Below are 25,451 nucleotides of genomic sequence, written 5' to 3' on the forward strand. Positions count from 1 at the left end.
GCTCAGGCCTTCCAGGCTCGGCCGCCGGGCGAGATCAGGCCCTGGGCCGACTGCGGTCCCCAAGTGCCCGCCGCATAGTGCGCCGGTTCGATATTGGCCTCTTCCCAGGCCGCCGAGACGCCGTCGATGAAACGCCAGGCCTGCTCGACCTCATCGCGACGCACGAACAGCGTACGGTCGCCGCGGAAGGCGTCGACGAACAGCTTTTCGTAGGCGATGCGACGACGCCCGCCGGTCTGGCCAAACGACAGCGATAGCGGCAGCGACTGCAGTCGCATGCCCTCGTCCGAGAGGCCCGGACGCTTGTTCATGATCGTCAGCGAGATGTCTTCATCCGGCTGCAGGTCGATGACCAGGCGGTTGGCGCACAACTCGCCGTCGGTCGCCGGACCGAAGATGTTGTGCGGCAAAGGCTTGAACTGCACGACGATCTGGGTGCGGCGGTCCGGCAGGTTCTTGCCGGTGCGCAGGAAGAACGGCACGCCGTCCCAACGCCAGTTGTCGATCGCCACCTTCATGGCCACGAAGGTCTCGGTCTTGCTCGGTTTGCCGACCTCGTCGACATAGCTCGCCCGGGCGCCGCCCTCGACCACACCGGCGACGTACTGGCCACGCACGGTGTCGTGGGCCACGGTCTCCTTGGTGAAGGGCCTCAGGGAGCGCAGCACCTTGACCTTCTCGTCGCGCACCGCATCGGGATCGAAGCCCGAGGGCGCTTCCATGGCGACCAGGCACAGCAGTTGCAGCATATGGTTCTGCACCATGTCCCGCAGCGCCCCGTATTCGTCGTAATAGGGCCAGCGGTCGCCGACCTTCTCGGTCTCGGCGATGGTGATCTGCACGTGGTCGATCGTGTTGCGATCCCACAGAGGCTCGAACAGCACATTGGCGAAGCGCAGGGCCGTAAGGTTCTGGACGGTTTCCTTGCCCAGATAGTGGTCGATGCGGAACACTTGGCTCTCATCGACCACAGCGGCGACGGCGGCATTGGTGGCCTTGGAGCTTTCCAGGTCACGACCGAGCGGCTTCTCGAGAATCAGGCGCGTGCTGGGGCCCGTCAGGCCGGCCACCTGCAAAGCCTGGCAAGCCGGGCCGTAGAGGCTGGGCGACAGCGAGAAGAAGATGACTAGCGCGCCATGCGCGCCGATCCGTTCGGCGAGCTTCTTGGTGTCTTCCTCACTCGTGATGTTCGCAGGCACGTAGTCGAGGCGTGCAGCGAGGCGATTCCAGACCGCCTCCTCCACTGTCGCGCGCTTGCCCAGTTGCTCGCGGACCAGCGCCTTGTAGCTGGCCGCGTCATGGTCGGCCCGGGCGACGGCAATGATCCGCAAATCGTGCGGCAGCAGTCGGTCGAGTTCCAGGAAATACAGAGAAGGCAGCAGCATCCGGAGGGCCAAATCGCCCGCTCCGCCCAGCAGCACCAAGACTTCGCGGCCGTTCTCGCCGACGTCGTTGTTCTTAGCCAATGTCGTCCACCCTATGACAACGTTGTCATGACATGCCTGCGCGGGAAAGGCAAGCGGCCGCGCTTCGCCGCCCTCGGATCGGCGCGCGGCGGGGCTCTAACTAGGCCAAACGCCTGGCGCCCGCCATAAGACCAATCCGGTTTCATGGGGAATGTTTGACGGATTCCCGGGCCCATTCGGAAACGCCCTGCCTTCCATAACGCCTCTTGAGCGCGCTTTCAGGCGAACCTTGCCCTGCCACTCTTCCCACGCGCGCGAGCCTGCGATCACCGCCGCGAGCGCTAGCCGCCCGCGCGGGCGGGTGACCCGGCCGGTTGTCCTGTCCGGAAACGTTCCTTGAGGCGACCGATCCAGCCATTGAAGGCCTCGTTGTCGGCGGAAACCCGTCCAAAATCGGACGCGGACACCGCGCCCATCGACATGCCCTGCAGCGCCACGCGAAGGCCTTCAGGGTTGCTGGCGGTGTCGATGAAGCCGGACCAGCGGGCGCGCAGGCGACCGAGCGCCGCGTCGTCATCGGCGAGACTGTAGGCCACAGAGGCGCGCAGCAACCTCGCCTCCTCGGCCGCGCTGAGCGCCCCGCCCGTCCTGAATCGGTCGCCCAGGGAACGCTCATAGAGCGCGCCGGCGGCTGGCCAGGCGCGTTGCTTCCAAGCGATCTCGCCCCGGATCTCCTGCCCGTCACGGCTGGTGTCGGTTTCGACCAGATCCAGCGCCGCGTCATAGCGTCCCAGACCCATCAGGGCGCGGGCGGTAGCCAGACGACGCTCGGCGTTCAGGGCGGGCGGCAGGATCGTCGTGCGGGTCGCGTTGATGGTGTTCAGCGCGTCCTCGGGCTTCTTATCCATCAGGTAGATCCAGGCCAGATCGGTCGCGACCTGGGCCTTGGGAACGCCGTTGAGACGGTTCTCGACCTGATACTTCAACAGCTTGGCCGCATCGCCGAGCAGGTCGACGTCGACCAGGCGGCGAACCAGATTGCGGACCATCTGATCGCCGTCAGCGCCGATCGGCGTCAGATCCTGGAAGTCGTAGAACAGGCCGACCGCCTGGATCGGCTGCATGCCGTCGGCCAAGCCTTGCAGGAACAGCTGACGGAAAGCTTCGGAGAGGTCGTTCTGCAACGCGACGGCCTCGGGACGATCCGAGAGGCGACGTCCGGCGGATCGCAGAACCTCCAGCGCCTCGCGGTACCGACCCTGGTCGATGTAGAGCTTGCCGAGCGCGCGGATAACCTCCAGCTCCACGCCATCACCACGCCAGCGATAGCGCAACTGGTTCAGCGTCTCGGCGGCCTTGGTCGCGTTGATCTGGCCACGCGCATACTGCAGCTGGGTCGCGCGCAGCGTGGCGGGCGCGGCGATCCGATCGATGGGCGCCGCAGCAATGGCGGTGTACATGCGCTGCGCGCGCGCCTTCTCACCCTTGGCCTCGAAAATGCGCGCCTGGACCAGGCGAATATCCAGCTGGTCCTCGACGGGAATCTTGGGTTGGGCCAGAGCCTTCGTCACGGCCTGCATGGCGCCTGGCAGGTCCCCCACGCCTAGGGCGGCGTCGGCCTGGGCTTTGAGGAAGCGCGCACGCCAGATCGGCGGGAACAGATCCAGCGCCCGGGTCCCGTTGGCGAACTGGGTTCGCGCATCGAGCCATTGACCGTTCCTGGCGGAGATATAGCCGCGCCACAGCGCGCTTGAGGGCTCATCAGCCAGCACGGGCGACGAGAAGTCCGCGTCGGCTTCCGAAAGACGCCCGGCCAGCACCCGCGCCACGCCGCGCAGGCCGCGGAACTCGGGGTTGCCCATCAGCGTCTGGTGCTTGCGGGCGCCCGCATTGAGAACCCCAATGGCCTCGAACGACATCTGGGAGCCAACCAGGAACCGCGCCAGGGCCAGGCGTGCGGCGATATCGGCCTCATCCTCGCTCGCGGCCGACACCGCGCCCTGCAGCGCGTTGTAGCGCGCCAGGAACCCGCCAGAGCCCGTCTTGGGCCAGGCCTCCAGATCGATCAGGGCGGGCATCGACAGCGGCTGCGGCGCGCCGGCGGTGGCTTCTTCCGGCGGGGCGGCGGCCGAGGCCGGCGACAGGGCCAGGCCCTTGGGGCGGCCGATGCGCACCTGATCGGCTTGCGCCTGGACCATCAGGTCGGCGGCGTAGGCCTCGGCGGCCAGACCTTGAGCCGACTGCAGCAGCGCGAACTCGACATACTCGCGCCGCGACGGCAGCCCCTTGGCCGGGGCCAGGGCCGGCGCGACGATGATGCGATCGCCAACGGCCGGATCATCGACCCAGATCGCCCGCGTGACGCCGGCAACGGCTGCGGACAGTGCGGCCGAAGGTGACTGCTCGGCGCGGGTGACCTGGATGATGTCCGGGCTCTGCTGCGGCCCTGCGCCGAAGCTGACGCGCCAGGACGGCCCCGAACCGACCGCCACATAGGGCTCGCCGGGCGGTGCGACGACGCGCAGCGCCACGTAGTCCGCCCCGCGATAGACCTGCAGCTTGGAATAGCGCGGCGTCGTGCCCGGCAGCTTGGAGATATCGAGCCGCGCGGGGGTGTCGAAGACGATCCAGACCGCCTCGCCCCGCCGGAAGACCGCCGCGCCCGCCGGCGCAGCCCAGTCGAACGACAGGGTGACCTGCCCATCCCGTCGATCGATCCCCGCGCGAACCACGCCATCGCGCGGCATGGGATTGGGACGACCGACCGGCGCAGGCGCCGTCGCCGGCGAGGCCGCCGCCGCCGCAGACGCAATGGCGCCGGCCTTAGGGTAGATATTGACGAAGTCGACGCCGTCCGCCGTGCCCAGCTTGGCGTCGGCGTCATCGGTCAGGGTGAGAACGATCTCCAGCACGCCGTTGACGCGGCGGGCGTCCGCCGACTTGATCCAGCGCGGCGGCGCGATCTTCAGCGCGGAAAGATTGGGATTGGCGTCACGACTGAACCGCAGGACCAGCGTCTGACCCTGCCGCACCGGCGTCATTCGCGCGCCGCCGGCCCAGTGGAACTCGACCCGGGAGAACTCCGCCGCCTGCGCGACGCGCACGTCCAGCGCCCCGCGCGCCACCATCGGCTGGGGCGCGGCGTAGCCGGTCGGCGCCAGCGTGCCCGCGATGCACGCGGCGGCGACGCTGGAACGCAGGAGCTGGCGAAGGGTCATGGGCCTCCCTTAACCGGCCTGGTTGGCGGGCGGCCTGGCGGCGGCGGGCGCTGCGCCCGCCAGAGGACCGGCGGCGCGCTGGCCGGGCGCAGCGCCCGGCGCGGCGTTCTCTGCGACCGCCGCCTTGCCCTTGTCCACAGCGGGGTTGGCCAGGCGCGAAGCCAGGCGCTCGGTCAGGATCTTGGCGTCGCCCGGAGCCATGTTGGCCAGGATCATCGCCAGGGTCTTTTCCTTCATCTTGGCCGCGATCGGCAGGCGAACCTCATCCGACAGCAGCGTCATCCGCGCTGCGGCGTCCTTGGGCTTCATGCCCTGATAGACCACCACCAAGCGGTCGACCTCGGCCTGCTTCTGGGCGTCAACCTGGCCCAGCAGCCCCTGGATATCGCCCTTCAGGCCCGTCAGGGCCTTCATCTTGGCGTCGAGCTTGGCCTCGGCGGCGGCCAGAAGCTGTAGTTGGACATCGATGTCCTGCTCGCGCTGGTCCAGTTGCCCGCGGCGCGCGCCCAGGCTTTGCAGGACGCGCAGCTCAGCCGGCGAGAGGCCCGCCTCCCGCGCCAGGGCGTCGGCTGACGGGGCGCAGACCCGTGGCGGCGGCGCCTTGGCGGCGGCGGGCTGCCCTGCGCTCTCCGCCGAGGGAGCCCCCTCGCCTTCCGAACCTTCAGGCTTGGCGGCGCCCTCGGCGAAGGCCTTGGCCCCGCTGACCAGGTCGGGCAGCGACTTGGCGCCCGACAGGGCGTTGATGGCCAGCACACCGCCTGCGGCGACACCGATCAGGGGCAGGATGCGCGGAATGTTCTTCATCGGCGAGGAACTCGTGGATTGCTGGTCGGGCGCGGGGGATCAGCCGGCCCATCGAACAGGTCATCATCAACCCGCGCCCGTGAACGCGGGGTTTCTTGGCCCAGATTTGGACGCGGCGCGGGTCGAGGCGCCGGTTCGCCGCGAGCGGCCCGCTCGACCCGATCCTCGCGCTCGAGAAGGCGCTCGAAATCGGCCGCCGAAAGGCGACGCTCGCCAAGGGGCGAGACCGGCGGAGCCTCGATCGCACGCGACGGAGGTGGCGGAGCCTCGCGCTCCGGCGCCGCCTGAGCCTTGGGCGGCGCAGGCCGGTTGACCCGATCTTCCAGCTGAGCTGCAAGGGCCTGGGCGCGCTCGATCCGGACGGCCAGGGTTTCAGCGGCCTCGTCGGTCGCCGCGCGGAGATCGGCGAGCCCCTGCTCGGCCCGCGCGGCGGCCTGGTCGAGATCGGCGACCGCCTTGGCGAAGCCTTCGTGACTGTCGCGCAGCGCCTTCAGCCGGCGCTCCAGACGCCAGCCGAAGATCAGCGCCGCGATCAGCAGCACCGCCAGGAACCCGTTCATGGCCAGGGCGACGACGCTCATTTCAGTTTCTGCACGGCCTTCTTAGCCGCCGGCGTCAGCGGGGCCTCGGCGCGGACGGCGATCGAATGGTTGCGGCGCCCCATGCGGCCGCGCGTCAGCGGAATGGCGCCGGCGCGCAGCTCCACCAGGCTGTCGGGCGTGGCGTTCAGCATCAGAGTGTCGCCGACCTGCATGTTCAGCACGCGCGACAACGGAACCTGCTGCTCGTCGAGAACGGCGCGGACCTCCATCTGCGTGGTCCACAGCTCGGTGGCCAAGTGGCCTTCCCAGATGTTGTCGCGACCGAACTTCTCACCCATGAACTGCTGCAGCAGCATCTTCCGGATGGGCTCCAGCGTCGCGTAGGGCAGCAAGAGCTCGATACGGCCGCCGCGATCCTCCATGTCGATCCGCAGCTTCACCAGGATGGCGGCGTTAGCCGGACGGGCGATGGCGGCGAAGCGCGGGTTGGTCTCCAGGCGATCCAGCGAGAAGCTGACCGGATGCAGCGGCTCGAACGCGCTCTTCAGGTCGTGCAGCACGACCTCGATCATCCGCTGGACCAGCACCCGCTCGATCGTCGTGTAGGGCCGACCTTCGATGCGCATCGCCGCCGTGCCGCGACGCCCGCCCAAGAGCACGTCGACGATCGAATAGATCAGGTTCGAGTCGACCGTCAGCAGGCCGTAGTTGTCGAGCTCCTCGGCCCGGAACACCGCCAGGATGGCCGGCAGCGGGATCGAGTTCAGATAGTCGCCGAAGCGGATCGAACTGATGTTGTCGAGACTGACCTCGACGTTGTCGGAGGTGAAGTTCCGCAAGCTGGTGGTCATCAACCGCACCAGGCGGTCGAAGACGATTTCCAGCATTGGCAGGCGCTCGTACGAGACGAGCGCCGAGTTGATGATGGCGCGGATGCCCGTGCGGTCGTCGGAGCCGTCGCCCGAGAGATCGAAGCCCAGCAGGCTGTCGATCTCGTCCTGGTTCAGAATCCGCTCGGAGGCGCCGTCGCCGCCGCCGTCATCCCAGCCGCCCATGCCGCCGGAAAAATCGCCGAACTCATTCACGCCCTCTCCGCCTCCGGGAGGGTTTTCCGAGGCCCACTGGGCCATCGCCGCCTGATCGTCGAGTTCGTCCGCCATGATCGTTCGCTCAACCCGCCCTGAGGACTAGTTGATCAGCATCTCCTCGATGAGGACGGCGTTCACCTTGGCCGGCGCAGCGACCAGGTTGACCCGGCGCAACAGTTCGACGCGCAGCTGGTACGTGCCCTGGCTGCCGTTCAGGTCCTCGGGACGCAGCTCGCGAAGGAAGGTCTGGAACATGTCCTGCAACCTGGGGAGATTCGGCGTCAGCTCATCGGCCGTTTCCTCGTCGGGCAGCTCGAAGGTCAGCTTCAGCTTCAGGAAGGTCGATTTGCCGTCCGCCGTCTGCATATTCACGACGATGTCCGGCAGCGTGTAGAAGACGACGCCGTCGGGGCCCTCCTTGATCACCGGAGTCCCAGCCGCGCCCTCGGCGCCCTTCTCAGCGTCCTTCTTGTCGCCCTTCTCTTCCTTCTTCTTTTCCTTCTTCTTTTCCTCTTTTTTCTCGCCGTGCTCGCCCGCTTCAGCGGCCGGCTTCGGCTTCAGGAGGAAAAAGGCCGCAGCGCCGCCGCCGCCCAGAACAAGCACGCCCGCAGCGATCGCGATGATCAGGATTGGCGGCTTCTTCTTCGCCGGAGCTTCGCCCTCAGCGCCCTCTTCGCCTTCGGGAGCGGGAGCTTCCTTTTCGGGTTTCTTGGCCACGCGCGCGGTTCCTTGGAATCTATACCCGTACTCATGCGCGAAGCATGGTTAACGATGTGTTTTGCCGGGCAATTGGTCGCAGGCTGAATCTGCCCGGCAGAGTCCGACCAGCACGTCCACGTTAACCTTCCTATTTGTTGATTTTAATGACCTTTTAGCGCTGGCACGAAGATTGCTTCTGGGGTTGCGACGCATTTGTCGCGTCAGCCGCCCGAGTTAACTCGCCATGGACAACGCGCTTTATGTCGGCCTCTCGCGTCAGATGACGCTGCGCCGCGAGCTCGACATCGTGGCCAACAACATCGCCAACGCCAACACCACGGGCTTCAAGGTCGAGGACCTGATGGTCCGCACCGAACAGGCCAAACCCGCCAAGACGCTCGACGGCTCCTCACCGGTCAAGTTCGTGCTGGACACGGGCGTGGCCCGCAATTTCACCCAGGGCCCGATGACCAAGACGGGCGGCGACTACGACCTGGCCATCAACGGCATGGGCTTCTTCAAGGTCCAGGCCAATGGCGGTGAGCGCTACACGCGGGACGGCCGTTTCACCACCAATCCGGAAGGCATCCTCGTCACCCAGGCCGGCGCCCCGGTGCTGGACGAAGGCGGCGGCCAGATCACGATCGATCCGCGCCTAGGGCCCGTGACCATCGGCAAGGACGGCATCGTCAGCCAAGGCGCCTTGCGGGCCGGCCGCATCGCGATCGTGCGCCCGGACGACCTGTCCACCTTCGCCAAGGATGGCGACAACCTCTACCGCAACACCACCAACACCGCCCCGCAGCCCGTCACGGACGCCCAGATCCATCAGGGCATGCTGGAAGCCTCGAACGTCCAACCCGTCATCGAGATCACCAAGCTGATCGAGATCCAGCGCGCCTACGAGAGCGTCGCCAAGATGATGGACAACACCGCCGAACTCTCGCGCAGCGCCGTCGAGCGTCTGGGCAAGATCAACTAGGGAACGCTAGCCGATGCAAGCTCTCCGCACCGCCGCTTCGGGCATGGCTGCTCAGCAGCTGAACGTCGAAGTCATCTCGAACAACATCGCCAACATGAACACCGTTGGCTTCAAGCGCCAACGGGCCGAGTTCCAGGACCTGCTGTATCAGACCATCGAGCGCGCCGGCTCGCAGTCGTCCAGCGACGGCAACATCGTGCCGACGGGCGTGCAGGTCGGCGGCGGCGTCAAGGCCGGCTCGGTCTATCGCATCACCGAGCAAGGCACCCCCACCCTGACCGACAGCCCCTTGGACCTGGCGATCCAGGGTAAGGGCTACATGCCGATCCTGTTGCCGTCAGGTGAAACCGCCTACACGCGGGCCGGTAACTTCTCGACCAACGACCAGGGCCAGATCGTCACCGAGGACGGCTATCTGGTTCAGCCGGGTATCACGATCCCGCAGAACGCCACCGACATCACGATCAGCAAGACGGGCCTCGTGCAGGTGAAGCTGGACGGGCAGCCCCAACCCCAGACCGTCGGCCAGATCCAGCTGGCCAACTTCCTGAACGAAGGCGGCCTGGAAGCCATCGGCGACAACCTGTTCCTGGAAACCGCCGCCTCGGGCGCGGCGACCCTGGCCGCGCCGGGCGAACCGGGCTTTGGCATGCTGCTGCAGCACTACACCGAGGCCTCGAACGTCGATGCGGTTTCGGAAATCACCGCCCTGATCACCGCCCAGCGCGCCTACGAGATGAACTCGAAGGTGATCTCGACGGCGGACCAGATGCTGCAAGCCACCTCGCAGATGCGGTCGTAAGCTCGTGAAGGCCTTCCTCCTCGCCGCCGCCACCACCCTGGCGATCACCGCCCTGTCGGCGCCCGCCTTCGCCGGAACGCCCGTGACCCTGCGGATGGACACCACCGACGCCGACGGCCGCATCACGCTGGGCGACCTCTTCGACGGCGTCAGCGGCCCCGCCGCCAACGTCGTGGTCGCCGCACGCATGGGCGCCACCGCCGTGCTCGAAGCCGGTCAGGTGCAGATGTCGGCCCGCCGCGCAGGCTACGACTGGACCAACGCCAACGGCGTGCGCCGGATCATCGTTCGCGAGGGCGTCGACAATGGCGGCGTCTCGTCGACCGCGACCGCCGGCGCTCAGCTGGCCGGCGCCCGTCTGGCCGGCGCCCCGCGCGCCAATGTGGAAGTTCTTGCCTACGCCCGCAGCCTGTCGGCCGGCGAAATCGTCCAGCCGCAGGATCTCATCTGGGTGAAGATGGCCGGCGCCCCGGCCGATGCGCCGCGCGACGCCGACGCCGTGATCGGCCTCGCCGCCAAGCGTCCCTTGCGGGAAGGCGCTCCCGTCGGGATGAAGGATGTGGCCGCCGCCCAGGTCATCAAGAGCGGCGACCTGATCACCATCACCTATGAAGACGGCGGAATCTCCCTGTCACTGCAGGGCAAGGCCATGGCCGGCGCCGCCGCCGGTGATGTGTTCGCCGTTCAGAACACGCTGTCGAAGAAGATCATCCAGGCTGTGGCCGTCGGCCCCGGCGCCGCCGCTGTCGGCCCGCAGGCCCAGAGCTTGCAAGCCCGTTCGCAACCCCTCCGTTTCGCTGCTCGCTAAGAGGCTAAAGACCATGCGTCGTCCCGCCATCCTCGCCGCCGCCGTCCTCCTGGCCCCGCTGGCCGCCTGCTCCACCGTCAAGGAAGCCGTAAAGGGCCCGGACCTGGCTCCGGTCGGCTATCCGGCCCCGCTGGCGCCCATGCACCAACAATATGTCTCGGCCCGCGAACCCGCCCCGCAGGCGGCTTCGGCCAACTCGTTGTGGCGCGTCGGCGCCCGCGCCTTCTTCAACGACCAGCGCGCCAGCCGCGTCGGCGACATCGTCACCGTGATGATCGACATCGACGACAGCGCCAGCACCAAGAACGCCACCAACAGCTCGCGCACCTCGACCGGCAAGGCGGGGGTCAGCAACTTCCTCGGCTTGGAGTCCAGCCTGGGCAAGGTTCTGCCGGGCGGCTTCGACCCCTCCACGGCGGTGGACACCAACTCGGCCTTCACCAACGCCGGCTCGGGCGGGGTCAGCCGGTCGGAAAAGATCAGCCTGACAATCGCCGCCGTGGTCAGCCAGGTCCTGCCGAACGGCAACATGGTCATCCAGGGCACCCAGGAAGTGCGCACCAACGCCGAGCTGCGTCAGCTGACCGTCGCCGGCATCGTGCGTCCGGAAGACATCTCCTCGGCCAACACCATCCGCCACACCCAGATCGCCGAAGCCCGCATCAGCTACGGCGGCCGCGGCGACATCAGCCGCGTGCAGAAGACCCCGGCCGGCCAGTCGCTGGTCGAGAAGTTCTCGCCGTTCTAAGGGGCGACAGCGCCGGAACGTACTGCGGGCGCGGCGGCCGAGAGGCTTCCCGCGCCCCGATGTGTTTCAGGAGCGGAGCTCAAATCTAGAAAGCTCGTCTTCCCGCGCGGAATGACGACCAAATGGAGTTCCGAAACGGGTGGATGGCGGCCATGCTCCCTCTCCCACAGGGAGAGGGTTGGGGAGAGGGGTTACAGTGCCAGACGGAGCGCCGGCACACCGTCAAACCTCGTAGCCCCTCTCCCTCCCACCGCTTCGCGGCGGGCCCCTCCCTCTCCCTTTGGAAGAGGGATTTACGTCCGCCCAGGGTCGTGAGCAGCCTTGGGCCTCGCTCCAGAAACCCGACCTTCCTACTACCCGCCGGAACGCCGTTCGCGCGTGCAGGAAAGCCTAGGCCCGACGCCCCGCGCCTGCGGCGCTGACATTGTCCATGCCCAGGGCCGACAGCGCGCCGCGCAGGATGCCTTCGGCGTCGAGGCCCGCCTGGGCGTACATCGCGTCCGGTTTGTCCTGGTCCTGGAAGAGGTCGGGCAAGCACAGGGTGCGAATCTTCAGGCCGCGATCCAGGGCGCCATGCTGGGCCAGGGCCTGCAGCACGAAGGCGCCGAAGCCGCCCATGGCGCCCTCTTCCACCGTGACGATAGCCTCGTGCTCGCGCGCCAGGCGCAGCAACAGATCCAGGTCCAGCGGCTTGGCGAAGCGGGCGTCGCAGACCGTTGCGGAAAGCCCGCGCGCGGCCAGCAGGTCGGCGGCCTTCAGGCTTTCTGTCAGGCGCGTGCCGAACGAGACGATGGCGACGCTGGTCCCCTCGCGGACGATGCGGCCCTTGCCGATCTCGAGCGGCTCGGCGACGGCGGGGATGTCCAGGCCCAGGCCCTCGCCGCGCGGATAGCGGAAGGCGCTGGGGCGGTCGTCAATCTCGGCGGCGGTGGCGACCATGCGGGCCAGCTCCACCTCGTCAGCGGCGGCCATCAGCACCATACCGGGCAGAGCGCCCATGAAGCCGATGTCGAAGCTGCCGGCGTGGGTAGGACCATCGGCGCCCACCAGACCCGCGCGGTCCATAGCGAAGCGCACCGGCAGGCCCTGGATGGCGACGTCGTGGACCACCTGATCGTAGCCGCGCTGCAGGAAGGTCGAATAGATCGCCGCGAACGGCTTCATGCCGTCGGCCGCCATGCCCGCGGCGAAGGTCACCGCGTGCTGCTCGGCGATGCCGACGTCGAAGGTGCGCTCGGGGAAAGCCTTGCCGAAGAGATCAAGGCCCGTGCCGGAGGGCATGGCGGCGGTGATCGCGACGATCTTGTCGTCCTTCTCGGCCTGCTTGATCAATTCCTGAGCGAAGACCTTGGTGTAGCTGGGCGGGCCGCCGGCCGCCTTCTGCTGCTGGCCTGTGACCACGTCGAACTTGACCACCGCGTGCAGCTTGTCGGCCGCACCCTCGGCCGGGGCGTAGCCCTTGCCCTTCTGGGTGACGCAGTGGACCAGAACGGGCTTGTCGCCGAACGCCTTGGCGTTTTTCAGCACGCTGACCAGGGCGTCCATGTCGTGGCCGTCGATCGGGCCGACATAGTGGAAGCCGAGCTCCTCGAAGAAGGTGCCGCCGGTGACCATGCCCCGGGCGTATTCCTCGGCCTTGCGGGCCGCTTCGCGCATCGGGGTCGGCAGCTTCTCGACGACGGTCTTGCCCAGCTTGCGCACCGAGCGATAGGCGCCGCCCGAGACGAGGTTGGCGAGATACGCGCTCATGCCGCCCACCGGCGGGGCGATCGACATGTCGTTGTCGTTGAGGATGACGATCAGACGCTTGGTCGTATCGGTCGCCGCGTTCATCGCCTCATAGGCCATGCCCGCGCCCAGCGAACCGTCGCCGATCACGGCGATGACGCTGTTGTCCTCGCCCTTGGCGTCGCGCGCGGCGCAGAAGCCCAGCGCCGCCGAGATCGAGGTGGCCGCGTGGGCCGCGCCGAACGGGTCGTACTCGCTCTCGGCCCGCTTGGTGAAGCCCGACAGGCCGCCGCCCTGGCGCAGGGTGCGGATGCGGTCGCGTCGCCCGGTGAGGATCTTGTGCGGATAGGCCTGGTGGCCGACGTCCCAGATGACGATGTCCTTGGGCGTCTCGAACACGTGGTGCAGGGCCACCGTCAGCTCGACCACGCCCAGGCCCGCACCCAGGTGCCCCCCCGTCACCGACACGGCGTCGATCGTCTCGGCGCGTACCTCCGCCGCCAGCTGCTTCAGCTCGGCGAGAGAGAGCCCCCGCGTGTCGGCGGGCGAGGCGATGGTGTCGAGGAGAGGCGTTTTGGAAGACATATCTGTTAAAAGCGCGGTCAGTTGCGGCGGTCCAGCACGAAATCAACGCTCGCGCGGAGATGTTCGGCCCGTTCGCCAAAGATTTCGAGATGGGAACGCGTCTGCTCGGCCAAAAGGGTCACGCGCCCCTTGGCCGCATCCAGCCCCAACAAAGTGACGTAGTTGGCCTTGCCCTTGGCGGCGTCCTTGCCGCCGGCGGCCTTGCCCAGGGTCTCCTCATCGCCCTCGGCGTCGAGGATGTCGTCGACGATCTGATAGGCCAGACCCAGGTCCTGGGCGAAGGCCATCAGGGCCGAGCGCTCGGACTCCTTGGCCCGGGCGATGATCAGCGGGATCTCGAAGGCGAAGGCGATCAAGGCGCCGGTCTTCAGGCGCTGCATGCGCGCCACTGCGCCGAGATCGTCGCGCACGCCCAGGAGGTCGATCATCTGGCCGCCGCACATGCCGCGCGCGCCCGAGGCGATGGCGAGCTTGCGCACCAGCTCCGAGCGGACATGACCGTCGTCGTGGGTGTCGGGGTGGGCCATGATCTCGAAGGCGGCCGTCTGCAGGGCGTCGCCCGCCAGAATGGCCGTGGCCTCGTCGTATTGCTTGTGCACGGTCGGACGGCCGCGACGCACGTCGTCGTCGTCCATCGCCGGCAGGTCGTCATGCACCAGGCTGTAGGCGTGGATGCACTCCAGCGCGCAGGCCGCGCGCAGCACTGGCCGCTCGGGCAGATCGAACATCTTGCCCGTTTCGAGGGCGAAGAACGGACGCAGGCGCTTGCCCGGCCCCAGGGCCGCGTACCGCATGGCCTCGGTCAGGCGGCTCTCGGGACCGTCGGCGCGCGGCAACAGCTCGTCCAGCGCCACGGTGACGATGTCGGCGGCCTGGACGATCCGCTTGGCAAGGTCGTTCATGAGGGGCTCCCCTCGCACGCCGGGCGCTCGCCGGGCATCAGTTGAACTCGGCCGGTTCCGCGGCCACCGCGCCGCCCTGCCCCAGCACGATCTTCTCGACCTTCAAACGCGCGGCTTCGAGCTTCTTCTCGCAGTGCGCCTTCAGGGCCGCGCCGCGCTCATACATGTCGATCGAGCGCTCAAGGGCGGCCTGACCGGACTCCAGCTCCTGCACGATGCGCTCCAGCTGCGACAGCGCTTCCTCGAAGCTGAGGGCGGAGATGTCAGCGGGCGTGTTCGCGGCGTCGGTCATTTCAACTCTCAGGTGAACAGCCGTCAGCCTAGTGGCGACGAGCGGCGCGGGCAACGGCCTAGAGCCAAGGCGTGGTTAAGGGAAGAGGCTTTGCAGACTAAGCGCGGCGGAAGCGCTTGATGCTCCAGTAGGCGTGACCTTGATCAACGATTTTCGCCCATCCCCGCGCCTTGAGCGCATCGGCGATCATCCAGTTGAAGAAGCCGTGGGCCAGAACCAGCACGTCCTGACCGTTCTCGGCCAGTTCGACCAGGAGGTCGGCCGCCTGGCCGGCGCGGGCCTCAGCCTGTTTGCGGGTCTCCTGGCCGCCGTGGTTGTCGAAGAACCACCACCAGAACCGCGCGAAGAACCCCAGATGCTTGGGCGACATCCGCAGCCACAGCGGCCAGGGCGGCGGCGGCAGCGGCGCCTCGATGAAGGTCGGATCGGTGGCGAAGGCGCGCTCGCCGACGACGGCCCTGGCGGTCTCGATCGAGCGCAGGCGGGTCGAGGCGATGATGGCGCCGGCGTCGCGCGCAATCTCCACCAAGGTGGTCGGCGGAACCTGGCCCGCCTTCAGCCCGCCCTCCTCGTAACGCGCCCACCACTCTCCATACTGAGGCGCATTGAGAGTCACCTTGCGCGACAGCGCAGGCTCACCGTGGCGGGCCAGGGTGATGACGCCCGGTCGCGCGGGCGGGGACTTGTGGTCGGCGATGGTGGCGGCAGCCATGTTGAAGAGAAGCCCGATGGCCCGAAGGCCGCGCCGTCCTCTCATTCCTCCTGAAGAGCGCGTACATGCGCGGCGGCGGAACGCCCTAGCGCCTGCAGGTCGTAACCGCCCTCGAGCGAGGACACAACCCGGCCTTTGGCGCGAGCCCTGGCCACCGACAGGATCGCGCGGGTCGCCCAGGCGAAGTCGTCCTCCTCCAGGCTTTGCGCCGACAGGGGATCGCGCGCATGGGCGTCGAAACCGGCCGAAACGATCACCAGTTCGGGGGCGAAGGCGTCGACCTTGTCCATAAGGCCCTCGAATCGCGACCGCCAGGTCTCGCGAGACGCATGGGCGGGCACCGTGGCGTTGGCGATGTTGCCAAGACCCGTCTCGCTCGGATCACCGGTGCCCGGATAGAGCGGCGACTGGTGGATCGAGGCCACGAACACGGTCGGATCGTGCTCGAACACCGCCTGGGTGCCGTTGGCGTGATGAACGTCGAAGTCGACGATCGCCACGCGCTGCAGGCCCGCAGCCTGCGCGGCCCGCGCGGCGACGGCGACGCTGGAGAAGACGCAGAAGCCCATGGCCACGCCCGGCTCGGCGTGGTGGCCCGGAGGCCGCACGGCGCAGAAGGCGCGCTCGCTCATGCCCTCCGCCACGGCGCGCACCGCCGCCACGCTGGCGCCCGCAGCCCGGCGCGCAGCGGCGAGGCTGCCCGCCGACAGCACCGTGTCCGGATCCAGGGCCACGCGTCCCGTCGAAGGCGCGGCGGCGAAGACGGCGTCGACATAGGCCTTGGGATGGACGCGAAGCAGATCCTCGATCTCGACCAGCGGCGCGTCCATCGGATCGAGCGCCAGATTCGAATCGTCGTTCAGCGCGTCGAGCACCGCCCGCAGACGTTCCGGGCGCTCGACATGCCGGTCGCCCGGCCGGTGGTCGAGCATGTCCGAATGCGTATAAAGCGCGAGAGCCATGGGAGACTCCTAGACCGTGAACGCTGATCCGACCACCGCCTCGTACACCATTCGTCGGGCCACGATCGACGACGCCGAACACGGTGTCGAGCCTGGGCGCACGCACCTTCAGCGAGACCTTCGCTCACCTTTATCCGCCCGAGGATCTGGAGACGTTCCTCGCCTACGCCTATGGCCTTGAGCGGACCCGCAACGATCTGGCCCATCCGGACAAGGCCACCTGGCTGATGGAGGACGCGGACGGCGAGGCCGTTGGCTACGCCCTGGCCGGTCCCTGCGACCTGCCGCACGACGAGGTCTCGCCCGAAGACGGTGAACTCAAGCGCATCTATCTGTTGAAAGCCCACCAGGGCGGTGGGCGCGGGTCTCGCCTGCTGAACACGGCGCTGGACTGGCTGGAGGCCGCCGGCCCGCGTCGGCTGTGGATCGGGGTATGGTCGGAGAACTTTGGCGCGCAGCGGCTCTACGGTCGCCTGGGGTTCGAGAAGGTCGGCGAGTACTTCTTCCCGGTGGGCGAGACGAACGATCTGGAGTTCATCCTGCGGCGGGGATGACGGAGCGACTATCTTCCGCCCCCTCCGGCGGCGGACGACCGCGCATAGCGCGGTCAGGTGGGGGCAAGTAGGATGACCTCACCCAAAGCTCGCCCCCTCCGCGTCTTCGGCGCTCCTCCCCCGGAGGGGGAAGAAGGTCGCGCATTGCGTCGGCCGCCGGAACACAGCACAATCCGAACAACCGTTCGAAAGTCGCGCCGATGTTCCTCCGCTTCTTCTCAGAGCTCCGTCAGGCCAAGGTGCCGGTCAGCCTCCGCGAGTACCTCCTCTTGATGGAGGCGCTGGACAAGGACGTCATCGACCGCTCGGTGGAGGACTTCTATTTCCTCTCGCGCGCCAGCCTGGTGAAGGACGAGAAGAACCTCGACAAGTTCGACCGCGTCTTCAGCCACGTGTTCAAAGGGCTGGAGACGGTCAATGACGGCCTGGCCGCCGACATTCCCGAGGAATGGCTCAAGGCTCTCACCGAGAAGTTCCTCACCGACGAGGAAAAGGCCCAGATCGAGGCCATGGGCGGCTTCGAGAAGCTGATGGAGACCCTGCAGGAGCGCCTGCGAGAGCAGAAGAAGCGCCACGAGGGCGGCAACAAGATGATCGGCTCGGGCGGCACCAGCCCGTTCGGCAACAACGGCTACAATCCCGAAGGCGTGCGCATCGGCCAGGACAAGAGCCGCCATGGCCGCGCGGTGAAGGTCTGGGACAAGCGCGAGTACAAGAACCTCGACGACAGCGTCGAACTGGGCACCCGCAACATCAAGGTCGCCCTGCGCCGCCTGCGCAAGTTCGCCCGAACCGGCGCGGCCGAGGAACTGGACCTGCCCGGCACCATCAAGGGCACCGCCGAGAAGGGCTATCTCGACATCCAGCTACGGCCTGAGCGCCGTAACGCCATCAAGGTGCTATTGTTCTTCGACATCGGCGGCTCGATGGACAGCCACATCAAGCTCTGCGAGGAGCTGTTCAGCGCCGCGCGCACCGAGTTCAAGAACCTGGAGTTCTACTACTTCCACAACTGCCTCTATGAGGCCGTCTGGAAGGACAACCGCCGCCGCCAGACCGAGAAGATCCCGACCTTCGACGTGCTCCACAAGTTCCCCGCCGACTACAAGGTGATCTTCGTCGGCGACGCGACGATGAGCCCCTACGAAATCACCTATCCGGGCGGCAGCGTCGAGCACTGGAACGAAGAGCCGGGCGCCATCTGGATGCAGCGGGTCACCGACATCTATCAGAGCTGCATCTGGCTGAACCCGACCCCCGAGCGCCACTGGGACTACACCCAGTCGATCGGCGTGATGCGCCAGATCATGGCCGACCGGATGTTCCCGCTGACCATCGAGGGCCTGGACAAGGCGATGCGGGAGTTGGTGCGGGGTTAGGGGACCCGAACCGCTCAGCCGCGCGGCGCAGGCTCGCCCACGGGCCCCAAATCAACGCCCGCCTGGCCTACCAGCGAGACCTTGTCCACCGGCGCGGCGGCGTGATCGTTGGCGATCGTCATGCCGACATGGAAGCTGGTCGGCGCCGCGCCGCCCAGCAGGATGAAGACATCTTCCTGCCCATCGCCATTGATGTCGAAGCCGACGCGCGCGCCCGCGACCGGCGGGCCGACCTCCGCCAGGACGGCGATGTTGCTCTCGCCCAACGTCGCGCCCTGGGCGGCCAGGACGTCGGCGACCGCCGTTGAACTGACGACCGTCATCTCGCCCTTGCTCTGAACCTCAAGCTGGTCGCCGCGGGCCACAGAGAAATCGAGCACGACGCCCAGCAGACCCTCGGCCTTGTCGGTCGGCGGCTGGGCTGAGACCAGGAACGTATCGGCCCCGGCGCCGCCGCTGGCGACGACGCGCGCGCCCATGACGATCTGGTCGTCGCCGTCCCCGCCGTCGAGCCGATCGACCTGTCCCGCGCCCGCGCCGCGGCCATCGACATAGTCATCGCCGCCGCCGGCGTGGATGGTGTCGCCCCCGGACGAGCCGCCCAGAACATCAGCGCCGGGCGTGCCGTGCGTCAGCGACTTGCCGGTCCCGAACCCTTCGCCCGACACCTCGACATCGCCTGGCGTGTCGCCGGACGTGTCGCCGGACGTGTCGCCGGGCGACGGCGAAGCGCCGGTCTGGCCGGACGACGCATGCGCCGCTGACGGCGGCGCGCCCAGCGCGCTCGTGGGCTTGAACGCGCCCAGGCTCGGCGACTCGGCATTGGCGGCCTGCACGGCGATGGCGGACCCCTGCACCGCCTTGAACGGGGTTTGCGGGCCCAGCTCGCGGGCGACGGCGGCGGCGACGACCGCCTCGGCCTCGCTCTTACCGGCGTCCAGGTTCAGCGCGGCGATGAGTTTCGAGGTCAGCGCCTGCATCGACAGGTCACCGGCGCGCGGCCCGCTGTCGAAGTCCAGGCGCCCCGTCTGGCCGAACTCGACGCCGCGAAGCTCCAGATAGAGGCCGAAGGCGACCACTAGAGACAGGAACGACTGCGCCTCGCGGCTGGTCGGGTTGAACGCGACCACGACCCCCGTCGGTTCCTCCGGCGCGCCGGTGGTCAGCACCTGACGCAGCGCGCCCCAAAGACTGCCGACTTGGTGAAACATGTCGACGGCCGCGTCGTGCACGACGAACCGCCCGTCGATCCGCGCGATATGGACGAGCACCTCCTGGTTGGCGTCGGTCACGACATACCAGGGATCCCCAGAGTCGGTCTGGCCAAACACGCCGTCGACCTCGCCATAGCTGGCGGTCAGTTGCTGGGTGAGCAGCAGCAGCAGGCCCCGCTCGTTGGCGGACCAGTCGGTGGCCGGGGGCCGGGGACTGAAGGCTAGGACCTCACCCATGGCGGCGCGCGTCAGGCCTGCGCCGCCTGGTCGGCGACAAAGGGCTCGACCTCTTCGGCGGGGCCGTCGAACAACAGCCGATAGAGCTCAGGCTCGTAATAGCGCAGCAGCGTGCGCGCGAACTGGGTGGGGTCCAGGCCAAGGCTCTGCGCCCAGACCGCCTGCGCCTCGATCGGCACGCGCCCCAGGCCGTTCTCCACCTGCGAGACGAAGGTGTAGTAGCGAAGCCCCGTCTTCTCGGCCAACTCGGCCTGGGTGAGCCCTGCCGCTTCGCGGGCCGCCTTCAGCCACCGGCCGGCCTCGCGCCGCAAACTCTTGGTCAAGGCCGCCTTGGCGGGATTCATCGCCGTTCGTGACATCGCAACGCTGCTCGCACGCCCAACCGCAGGCGTTTCCCCTAGTTGTTACACATTGCATAAAAACGCAACATCCGTCGTTCAGATCGATCGAAGGCCTTGCAAGCCGGTCGCTCGCCACATACAGTTTTAAAGCAACTATTTTGAACGAAGCGTCGCCATGTACCTCCCCCTCGATCCCATCGCCTCAGGATCCGCCGCCGCGACGACGCGGCCCCGGCTGTCGCTGGTCATGGTCGTCTACATGACCGGTCCGGCGCTGATGGAGAGCATCCGTCATGCGCTGGACGAGCCTCGGGTCGACGAGTTCGTCATCGTCGACAATGGCTCCTCGCTCGCCGACGCCGCCTGGCTTCGCGACCTGGCGCGCCGGGAACCGCGCGTGCGGCTGCTGCAGGGCCTGGGCAATATCGGCTTCGCCCGCGCCGCCAATCTCGGCGCGACGGCGGCGAAGGGGGACGAGCTGGTCTTCCTCAATCCCGACGCCTTCCTGACCCCCGGCGCGATCGCCGCCCTGCGAGAGGCCGCGCGGGATCGCCCCTCGCCCTGTGTGGTGGGCGCGCGGGTGTTCAACACCGACGGCACCGAACAGCGGGGCGGCCGGCGTGGCGAGATCACGCCGGTGACCACCCTGCTCAGCCTCTCGAAGCTTAGCGCCACCCTGCCCCCGTTGCGCCGCTTCGAGATCCACCGGGAAGGTGAGCCCATCCCGCCCTTCCCGGTGGACACCCCGACGATCTCGGGCGCCTGCTTTTATGTGAGCGCCCGAGATTTCCAGCGCCTCGGCGGGTTCGACGAAGGCTACTTCCTGCATGTCGAGGATATCGACCTGTGCTGGCGCGCCCGTCGCCAGGGCGGATGTGTGCTGTTCCAGCCGCACGCCCGGGTCGTGCATGTCGGCTCCACCAGCCGTGAAAGCCCGCTGGTCATCGAGTGGCACAAGGGAAAGGGCTTGGTGCGCTACTTCCTCAAGCGGGCCGACAGCAAGCGCCGCAAGGCCCTGGCCTTGCTGCTGGCGCCGCTGATCCTGAGCGCGGCCTTCGCCCGCCCGCTGCTGCGGATGGCGCGCCGGCAAACCGAGCGCTCGCCCCCGCGCCTGGCGCCGATCACGCCTTGACGCCTTTTCGACGAACCTCGTTACCGCTATCACGGACGGAAACGTTGGAACGCGCGATGCTTCGGCTTGTCCCCCTCGCCCTAGGCTTGATCACGGTCGTCGCCGGGCAACCCGCCCTGGCGGCGTCCCGCGACAGCTGGGGCAAGGCCGGAACCTCGTTCCTGCAGTACCGGACCGACGCGGTCGAATGCGCCTACGAGGCGCAAACCAAGGCGCCGGTGTCGATTCCGTTGGTGGACCTGACCTACATGACCGACGCCGCGCAGCCGGACGGTCTGGCGCAGCAGGACGCGACGCAGCCCAACATGGACGTCAACACCCTGGTCGACCACGCCGCGCGGGCGCAGCTGCATATGAACAAGACTTGGCGCGAGGTCGCTCGGCAACTCGAGCCTGCGCTGGAAGCCTGCCTCCGCGGCCGGGGCTATCGTCCGTTCCGTCTGGCCAAGAGCCAAATCGAGCAGCTCAAGCGCCTGCCCACCGGTTCGCGGGCGCGGCAGGTCTATCTCTGGAACCTTTCCCTGAAGGGGGCGGCAGACCCGCGACGCTAGAGCGTGACGCCGAAAGTGGGAACCGGTTTCGGCGCGAGTCACGCTCTAAGTGTTTGGTTGAGAGCCTCGTTATCGCTTCAAAACGATTCCATTTTGACGCGCGAGGCTCTAGGCCGCAGCGTCCGGGCGCATGCACGCGGCGTCCACCACGGTCTCTGCAAAAGCGCCCGCGTCGGGCCTGGTCCAGTCGTTCTCATCGAACTTGAAGGCCACCGGCTCGCCGCCGAGGTTGTTTTCCGGATAGCGATAGACCGCCAAGCTTCGGAACGCGCGCGTCTTGCAGTCGACGTCCTGGGCCAGGCGTTCGGAACGGAACGTCAGGCCCGCCTCCGTCTGGGGCAGCCGGAACTCGTGGCGAACCCAGACCCGCTGGTAGTCCGCGCCCGAGGGCGTCTTGCCCGTCTTGGCGAACATCATGACGGACTTGTCCTCGCCAACTCCCATGAACGGCCAGCCGATCCCCTCGATCCTGCGCGACCAGGGCGGCATGGCGGCCGGCTTCTTTTCGGCGGCGGTAATCGTAACCGCGTCCACCTTGGCTGTGTCGTCCTTGACCGCAGGCGCTGGCGTACCGGCCTGCCCCGCCAGCAGCAGAATGGCCGTCAGCATGCCGATCATCTTCTCGCCCCCACGCGCTTTACGGGAAAAGCCTAAACGCGAACGCCGCTACGCGCTACAGGGACGATCTTGACGCTTGCGCCAAATTCGAACGCCCGTAAGACTTCCGTGCGGGTAAAGGGGAATCTGTAGTGAGTCCGACGACCGACGCCGCCGCTTCGCATGAGGTCGACGCGAGCGAGAGCGAAGCCGCCACCAAGAACCTGGTGTTCGTCGCCGCCGAACGCCTGTTCGCGCTGCATGGCTTTCAGAACGTTTCGGTGCGCGACATCACGGCCGCTGCGGGCGTGAATCTGGCCTCGGTGAACTATCACTTCGGCTCGAAGGACGCGCTGCTGTTCGAGATCTTCAAGCGGCGCACGGCCGAGCTCAATCGCGAGCGCGCCAAGATGCTGCATGAGGCCAACGACCGGAACGTCGGGAGCCCGCCCCTGCGCGAGATCCTGGCGGCCCTGCTGACCCCGCCGCTGCGCTGGCTGGCGCCCGATCACGAGCGCCGCATTTCGCTACAGTTCCTGATCCGCGCCCGCAGCGAAGGCACCGACGAGATTCGCCAGGTGCTGAAGACCGACGTGTCTCACCTGCGTCGCTTCTCGGACGCCCTGCTGCGCGCCCGCCCTGACCTGTCGCCCGAAGAGGTCTACTGGCGGCTGCACTTCACGCTGGGCATGCTGCACAACAACCGCTTCGCCGAGTTCGACCGGCTGAACGTGCTGTCCGAAGGGCAGACCAGCGAAGCCGATGTCGTGGCCTTGCTGGACCGCATGCTGAGCTTCGCCGAGGCCGGCTTCAGCGCCTGATCGCGCCGAACGGTGAACAGGCGCCGGAGCTGAGGCGACGTCGCCCCCTGCGGCACGTCCGCCTGTCGTCCGCCGCTCCCAGTACGGCAGCGCGAATCAGGGTCAGGACAGGGGCCTGTGTGTCCTCAAGGCTGCGCGGAAGCCACGGCAGGGCGCGAATCCGGCGGCGGAATACGCGCCTGCGAAGGCGATACGCCGTTTCGAATAGCGTCCCGCGCCACTGAGGCGCCCGTTTAGGCGCGTCAAGTCAGCGCAGGGTTCAACTCTCGCGCTAGAAGCCTGTACAGCCCTTCCCGCCCCCCTTAACCTTAGCGACAGGGAATGGGGGAGTTGACGAGCATGCGACGTGTCGCGCTCGGATGTCTGTTGACTGTAGCGGGCCTCGCGGTCGTTGGGACCGCGACGGCATTGTCGACTCATGTTCCTGAAGAATTCAATCGGACCCTGACCCTGGCGGGGGGCCCTAAGGACGGCGCAAGCGTGGACGACCCCGACGCGCCGATCGCCACGGCGCGCTATGGCGGCGAGCGGGCGCGCGCGGTTGCGGCGGAGGTCGCCGCGACGCCAGCGGCGGCGACCGTCGCCCTGGCGGGTGGTCCCGCAGAAACGGGCCTGGCGGGCGCAACGCCCGTGCGACCCGAGCCCGCTCCCCGCGTCCAGACCCTGGCCCAAGCCGAAGCGCCCAAGGCCCGTCCCACCGCCCGGATCCTCACCGAGGCCGCGCCGAGCCACCCCCGCCCCGTTCTCGCGCTCACCCACACCAAGACCTACCGACCCTATGGCAAGGTCCTCAAGGCGGAGGTCGGCAAGGAGCCCCTGCCCTTCACGCCGCTGGGCATGCAGCCCAGCCTGGTCAAGCGTCTGTCGCTGAACGCGTCGAATCTGGTCTCGAAGGCGGGCGCGTCGGCCGAAGATCTGCGGCGCGGGCGCTGGATGCTGTTCGCCGCCAGCTCGGGCAAGGCCTACAGCCTGAACCTGGTGCGCGACACCATCGACGGCTGGCGCAACGCCGGCTTCAGTGAAGACAAGCTGGCGCGCTTCGGCAGTCGCCAGGTCGGCATCGGCTATCGCAAGAACAACAATCAGGTGTCGCTGTCGGCGACGCGGCGAAAGCTGAACTCGATCGACTATTCCAACAAGGACACGGTCGTCGGCGTCACGGTCTCGGTCCAAGGCCGTTAAACCCAACCCCAGCAGAGGCGCCACGGTCTCCCCATCAGCCGGAGAGACCGCCAGGCTTCAGCCTCAGCCCCTCGCGGCGGCGATGCGGGCGCGCGCGATCTCGTCAGCGACGAGGTTGGCCGGACGCTTCTCGCTGATCGACTGATCGATCACTTCCGCCAGGGTCTGGGCCAGGCGATCAAGCTTGCTCGCCACCCAGCCGCCGTCGAACGCGCCGCCGGCTTCCAGGGCGCGGATCTCGGCCGCCACATTGATGATGCCGCCACCGTTGATGACGTAGTCCGGGGCGTAGAGGATGCCGCGATCGAACACGGTCTGGCCGATCATGGCGTCAGCCAACTGGTTGTTGGCGCCGCCGGCGATCACCTTGACCTTCAGACGCGGCAGGGTCGCGTTCGAGATCGCGCCGCCCAGGGCGCAGGGGGCGAAGACATCGGCCTCGACGTCGAAGATCGCGTCGGTCGGCACGATCGTGGCGCCGGTCTTGGCGGCCACCTCGGCCAGGGCCACCTGGTTCACGTCGGCGATGATCAGCTCCGCGCCGGCCGCGTGCAGCTTCTCGGCCAGATAGGCGCCGACGTGGCCGACGCCCTGGATGGCGACGCGAACGCCCTTCAGGTCGCGGTTCAGAGCGCGCTCGACGCAGAGGCGCACGCCGCGGAACACGCCCTCGGCGGTCACCGGCGACGGATCGCCCGAGGCGGCCGCGTGGCCTTCTAGGCCAGCGACGAAGCGGGTGGTCTTGCGGGTGCTTTCCAGGTCCGACGGCGAGACCCCGACGTCCTCGGCGGTCCAGTACTGGCCACCCAGGCTGTCGACGGCGCGACCGAAGGCTTCGAACAGTTCCGGCGTCTTCTGGCTGCGGCTGTCGCCGATGATCACGGCCTTGCCGCCGCCGAAGTCGAGGTCGGCCATGGCGTTCTTGTACGACATGCCGCGCGACAGCCGCAGCGCGTCCGTCAGGGCGGCATCGGCGCTGGAATAGTCCCACATGCGGCAGCCGCCGGCGGCCGGCCCGCGCGCGGTCGAATGGACCGCGATGATCGACTTCAGACCAGTTTTTTCGTCGAAGAAAGCGTGAACGCCTTCGTGTCCCTCGAAATCGGGGGAATCGAACAAGGTCATGCTGCCGGTCTCGCCTCAGCCAGAATGAAGTTGGCGGGCG

At 67.8% G+C, this 25,451-nt stretch carries 25 protein-coding genes and 1 pseudogene; 11 read left to right on the top strand and 15 right to left on the bottom strand.

Translation table 11 applies throughout. The features are described 5' to 3' along the window. Nucleotides 1-2 precede the first annotated feature (2 nt). From zwf to fliL, 6 genes are all read right to left on the bottom strand, one after another. Nucleotides 3-1,466, bottom strand: coding sequence for a glucose-6-phosphate dehydrogenase (gene zwf / locus OVA11_RS13420; protein WP_268067829.1), 1,464 nt, complete (start codon nt 1,464-1,466; stop codon nt 3-5). A 281-nt stretch (nt 1,467-1,747) separates the two neighbouring features. Then, nucleotides 1,748-4,624: a tetratricopeptide repeat protein gene (locus OVA11_RS13425; RefSeq protein WP_268067830.1), complete on the bottom strand. Its 2,877-nt coding sequence runs from the start codon at nt 4,622-4,624 to the stop codon at nt 1,748-1,750. 9 nt (nt 4,625-4,633) lie between these two features. After that, entirely contained in the window at nt 4,634-5,428 is a 795-nt protein-coding gene (locus OVA11_RS13430; protein ID WP_268067831.1) for a MotE family protein, read from the bottom strand. After that, on the bottom strand, nt 5,425-6,009 hold the full coding sequence (locus tag OVA11_RS13435; RefSeq protein WP_268067832.1) for a DUF6468 domain-containing protein: 585 nt from the start codon (nt 6,007-6,009) through the stop codon (nt 5,425-5,427). Before OVA11_RS13435 ends, OVA11_RS13430 begins: the two co-directional genes overlap by 4 nt. Next, nucleotides 6,006-7,130 (bottom strand): flagellar motor switch protein FliM, encoded by a 1,125-nt coding sequence (gene fliM / locus OVA11_RS13440; protein ID WP_012640397.1) that lies wholly within the window; start codon nt 7,128-7,130, stop codon nt 6,006-6,008. The genes OVA11_RS13435 and fliM overlap by 4 nt, the downstream gene beginning before the upstream one ends. A 27-nt stretch (nt 7,131-7,157) precedes the next feature. Continuing rightward, on the bottom strand, nt 7,158-7,775 hold the full coding sequence (gene fliL, locus OVA11_RS13445; RefSeq protein ID WP_012640398.1) for a flagellar basal body-associated protein FliL: 618 nt from the start codon (nt 7,773-7,775) through the stop codon (nt 7,158-7,160). Nucleotides 7,776-8,001: 226 nt separating this feature from the next. On the opposite strand from fliL, the gene flgF reads away from it, so the two are divergent. The 5 genes from flgF (at nt 8,002) to OVA11_RS13470 (ending at nt 11,412) form a co-directional block, all read left to right on the top strand. Further along, nucleotides 8,002-8,739 (top strand): flagellar basal-body rod protein FlgF, encoded by a 738-nt coding sequence (flgF, locus tag OVA11_RS13450; RefSeq protein WP_268067833.1) that lies wholly within the window; start codon nt 8,002-8,004, stop codon nt 8,737-8,739. A gap of 13 nt (nt 8,740-8,752) precedes the next feature. Further along, complete coding sequence (flgG, locus tag OVA11_RS13455) at nt 8,753-9,541, top strand: flagellar basal-body rod protein FlgG (protein ID WP_268067834.1); 789 nt, start codon at nt 8,753-8,755, stop codon at nt 9,539-9,541. A gap of 4 nt (nt 9,542-9,545) precedes the next feature. Next, complete coding sequence (gene flgA / locus OVA11_RS13460; RefSeq protein WP_268067835.1) at nt 9,546-10,349, top strand: flagellar basal body P-ring formation chaperone FlgA; 804 nt, start codon at nt 9,546-9,548, stop codon at nt 10,347-10,349. A gap of 13 nt (nt 10,350-10,362) precedes the next feature. Beyond that, the gene (gene flgH / locus OVA11_RS13465) at nt 10,363-11,097 is read left to right on the top strand and encodes a flagellar basal body L-ring protein FlgH (RefSeq protein ID WP_268067836.1); all 735 of its coding nucleotides are present in this window, start codon (nt 10,363-10,365) and stop codon (nt 11,095-11,097) included. Nucleotides 11,098-11,208: 111 nt separating this feature from the next. Beyond that, nucleotides 11,209-11,412 carry a hypothetical protein gene (locus tag OVA11_RS13470; protein ID WP_268067837.1) on the top strand — a complete coding sequence of 68 codons (204 nt, stop codon included), beginning with the start codon at nt 11,209-11,211 and terminating at the stop codon, nt 11,410-11,412. A gap of 75 nt (nt 11,413-11,487) precedes the next feature. Here OVA11_RS13470 and dxs read toward each other — a convergent pair whose 3' ends face one another. The 5 genes from dxs to OVA11_RS13495 form a co-directional block, all read right to left on the bottom strand. Beyond that, the gene (gene dxs, locus OVA11_RS13475; RefSeq protein WP_268067838.1) at nt 11,488-13,410 is read right to left on the bottom strand and encodes a 1-deoxy-D-xylulose-5-phosphate synthase; all 1,923 of its coding nucleotides are present in this window, start codon (nt 13,408-13,410) and stop codon (nt 11,488-11,490) included. 17 nt (nt 13,411-13,427) lie between these two features. Then, on the bottom strand, nt 13,428-14,312 hold the full coding sequence (locus tag OVA11_RS13480) for a polyprenyl synthetase family protein (protein ID WP_268067839.1): 885 nt from the start codon (nt 14,310-14,312) through the stop codon (nt 13,428-13,430). Nucleotides 14,313-14,349: 37 nt separating this feature from the next. Continuing rightward, on the bottom strand, nt 14,350-14,604 hold the full coding sequence (locus tag OVA11_RS13485; RefSeq protein ID WP_268067840.1) for an exodeoxyribonuclease VII small subunit: 255 nt from the start codon (nt 14,602-14,604) through the stop codon (nt 14,350-14,352). Between the two features lie 97 nt (nt 14,605-14,701). Continuing rightward, a complete protein-coding gene (locus OVA11_RS13490; protein WP_268067841.1) occupies nt 14,702-15,361 on the bottom strand; it encodes a histidine phosphatase family protein in 660 nt (219 codons plus the stop codon). Then, a complete protein-coding gene (locus OVA11_RS13495) occupies nt 15,358-16,278 on the bottom strand; it encodes a histone deacetylase family protein (protein ID WP_268067842.1) in 921 nt (306 codons plus the stop codon). Before OVA11_RS13495 ends, OVA11_RS13490 begins: the two co-directional genes overlap by 4 nt. Nucleotides 16,279-16,294: 16 nt before the next feature. Here OVA11_RS13495 and OVA11_RS13500 point away from each other — a divergent pair. Both OVA11_RS13500 and OVA11_RS13505 read left to right on the top strand, forming a co-directional pair. Next, nucleotides 16,295-16,832: pseudogene (locus OVA11_RS13500) on the top strand (GNAT family N-acetyltransferase). A gap of 200 nt (nt 16,833-17,032) precedes the next feature. Beyond that, nucleotides 17,033-18,211 carry a vWA domain-containing protein gene (locus OVA11_RS13505; RefSeq protein ID WP_268067843.1) on the top strand — a complete coding sequence of 393 codons (1,179 nt, stop codon included), beginning with the start codon at nt 17,033-17,035 and terminating at the stop codon, nt 18,209-18,211. Nucleotides 18,212-18,225: 14 nt separating this feature from the next. On the opposite strand, the gene OVA11_RS13510 is transcribed toward OVA11_RS13505, so the two are convergent. Then, entirely contained in the window at nt 18,226-19,662 is a 1,437-nt protein-coding gene (locus tag OVA11_RS13510; protein WP_268067844.1) for a calcium-binding protein, read from the bottom strand. 11 nt (nt 19,663-19,673) lie between these two features. After that, entirely contained in the window at nt 19,674-20,021 is a 348-nt protein-coding gene (locus tag OVA11_RS13515; RefSeq protein WP_268067845.1) for a helix-turn-helix domain-containing protein, read from the bottom strand. Nucleotides 20,022-20,178: 157 nt separating this feature from the next. On the opposite strand from OVA11_RS13515, the gene OVA11_RS13520 reads away from it, so the two are divergent. After that, nucleotides 20,179-21,135, top strand: coding sequence for a glycosyltransferase family 2 protein (locus tag OVA11_RS13520; RefSeq protein WP_268067846.1), 957 nt, complete (start codon nt 20,179-20,181; stop codon nt 21,133-21,135). Continuing rightward, complete coding sequence (locus OVA11_RS13525) at nt 21,132-21,686, top strand: hypothetical protein (protein WP_268067847.1); 555 nt, start codon at nt 21,132-21,134, stop codon at nt 21,684-21,686. Before OVA11_RS13520 ends, OVA11_RS13525 begins: the two co-directional genes overlap by 4 nt. Before the next feature lie 108 nt (nt 21,687-21,794). Here OVA11_RS13525 and OVA11_RS13530 read toward each other — a convergent pair whose 3' ends face one another. Continuing rightward, the gene (locus OVA11_RS13530) at nt 21,795-22,304 is read right to left on the bottom strand and encodes a surface-adhesin E family protein (protein WP_268067848.1); all 510 of its coding nucleotides are present in this window, start codon (nt 22,302-22,304) and stop codon (nt 21,795-21,797) included. 131 nt (nt 22,305-22,435) lie between these two features. Between OVA11_RS13530 and OVA11_RS13535 the strand changes: the two genes are divergently transcribed. Next, on the top strand, nt 22,436-23,104 hold the full coding sequence (locus OVA11_RS13535) for a TetR/AcrR family transcriptional regulator (protein ID WP_268067850.1): 669 nt from the start codon (nt 22,436-22,438) through the stop codon (nt 23,102-23,104). A 321-nt stretch (nt 23,105-23,425) separates the two neighbouring features. Next, complete coding sequence (locus OVA11_RS13540; RefSeq protein WP_268067851.1) at nt 23,426-24,286, top strand: hypothetical protein; 861 nt, start codon at nt 23,426-23,428, stop codon at nt 24,284-24,286. 63 nt (nt 24,287-24,349) lie between these two features. On the opposite strand, the gene OVA11_RS13545 is transcribed toward OVA11_RS13540, so the two are convergent. Then, the gene (locus OVA11_RS13545) at nt 24,350-25,411 is read right to left on the bottom strand and encodes a Leu/Phe/Val dehydrogenase (RefSeq protein ID WP_010919943.1); all 1,062 of its coding nucleotides are present in this window, start codon (nt 25,409-25,411) and stop codon (nt 24,350-24,352) included. Nucleotides 25,412-25,451 lie beyond the last annotated feature (40 nt).

It is taken from the genome of Caulobacter sp. SL161, from assembly GCF_026672375.1.
Taxonomy (GTDB): Bacteria; Pseudomonadota; Alphaproteobacteria; order Caulobacterales; family Caulobacteraceae; genus Caulobacter.

Coding starts and splice junctions, on each gene's coding strand:
- OVA11_RS13425 (WP_268067830.1), bottom strand. CDS start 4,624: ATGACCCTTCGCCAGCTCCTGCGTTCCAGCGTCGCCGCCGCGTGCATC.
- OVA11_RS13430 (WP_268067831.1), bottom strand. CDS start 5,428: ATGAAGAACATTCCGCGCATCCTGCCCCTGATCGGTGTCGCCGCAGGC.
- OVA11_RS13435 (WP_268067832.1), bottom strand. CDS start 6,009: ATGAGCGTCGTCGCCCTGGCCATGAACGGGTTCCTGGCGGTGCTGCTG.
- fliM (WP_012640397.1), bottom strand. CDS start 7,130: ATGGCGGACGAACTCGACGATCAGGCGGCGATGGCCCAGTGGGCCTCG.
- flgF (WP_268067833.1), top strand. CDS start 8,002: ATGGACAACGCGCTTTATGTCGGCCTCTCGCGTCAGATGACGCTGCGC.
- flgG (WP_268067834.1), top strand. CDS start 8,753: ATGCAAGCTCTCCGCACCGCCGCTTCGGGCATGGCTGCTCAGCAGCTG.
- flgH (WP_268067836.1), top strand. CDS start 10,363: ATGCGTCGTCCCGCCATCCTCGCCGCCGCCGTCCTCCTGGCCCCGCTG.
- OVA11_RS13470 (WP_268067837.1), top strand. CDS start 11,209: ATGACGACCAAATGGAGTTCCGAAACGGGTGGATGGCGGCCATGCTCC.
- dxs (WP_268067838.1), bottom strand. CDS start 13,410: ATGTCTTCCAAAACGCCTCTCCTCGACACCATCGCCTCGCCCGCCGAC.
- OVA11_RS13480 (WP_268067839.1), bottom strand. CDS start 14,312: ATGAACGACCTTGCCAAGCGGATCGTCCAGGCCGCCGACATCGTCACC.
- OVA11_RS13485 (WP_268067840.1), bottom strand. CDS start 14,604: ATGACCGACGCCGCGAACACGCCCGCTGACATCTCCGCCCTCAGCTTC.
- OVA11_RS13490 (WP_268067841.1), bottom strand. CDS start 15,361: ATGAGAGGACGGCGCGGCCTTCGGGCCATCGGGCTTCTCTTCAACATG.
- OVA11_RS13495 (WP_268067842.1), bottom strand. CDS start 16,278: ATGGCTCTCGCGCTTTATACGCATTCGGACATGCTCGACCACCGGCCG.
- OVA11_RS13505 (WP_268067843.1), top strand. CDS start 17,033: ATGTTCCTCCGCTTCTTCTCAGAGCTCCGTCAGGCCAAGGTGCCGGTC.
- OVA11_RS13510 (WP_268067844.1), bottom strand. CDS start 19,662: ATGGGTGAGGTCCTAGCCTTCAGTCCCCGGCCCCCGGCCACCGACTGG.
- OVA11_RS13515 (WP_268067845.1), bottom strand. CDS start 20,021: ATGTCACGAACGGCGATGAATCCCGCCAAGGCGGCCTTGACCAAGAGT.
- OVA11_RS13520 (WP_268067846.1), top strand. CDS start 20,179: ATGTACCTCCCCCTCGATCCCATCGCCTCAGGATCCGCCGCCGCGACG.
- OVA11_RS13530 (WP_268067848.1), bottom strand. CDS start 22,304: ATGATCGGCATGCTGACGGCCATTCTGCTGCTGGCGGGGCAGGCCGGT.
- OVA11_RS13540 (WP_268067851.1), top strand. CDS start 23,426: ATGGGGGAGTTGACGAGCATGCGACGTGTCGCGCTCGGATGTCTGTTG.
- OVA11_RS13545 (WP_010919943.1), bottom strand. CDS start 25,411: ATGACCTTGTTCGATTCCCCCGATTTCGAGGGACACGAAGGCGTTCAC.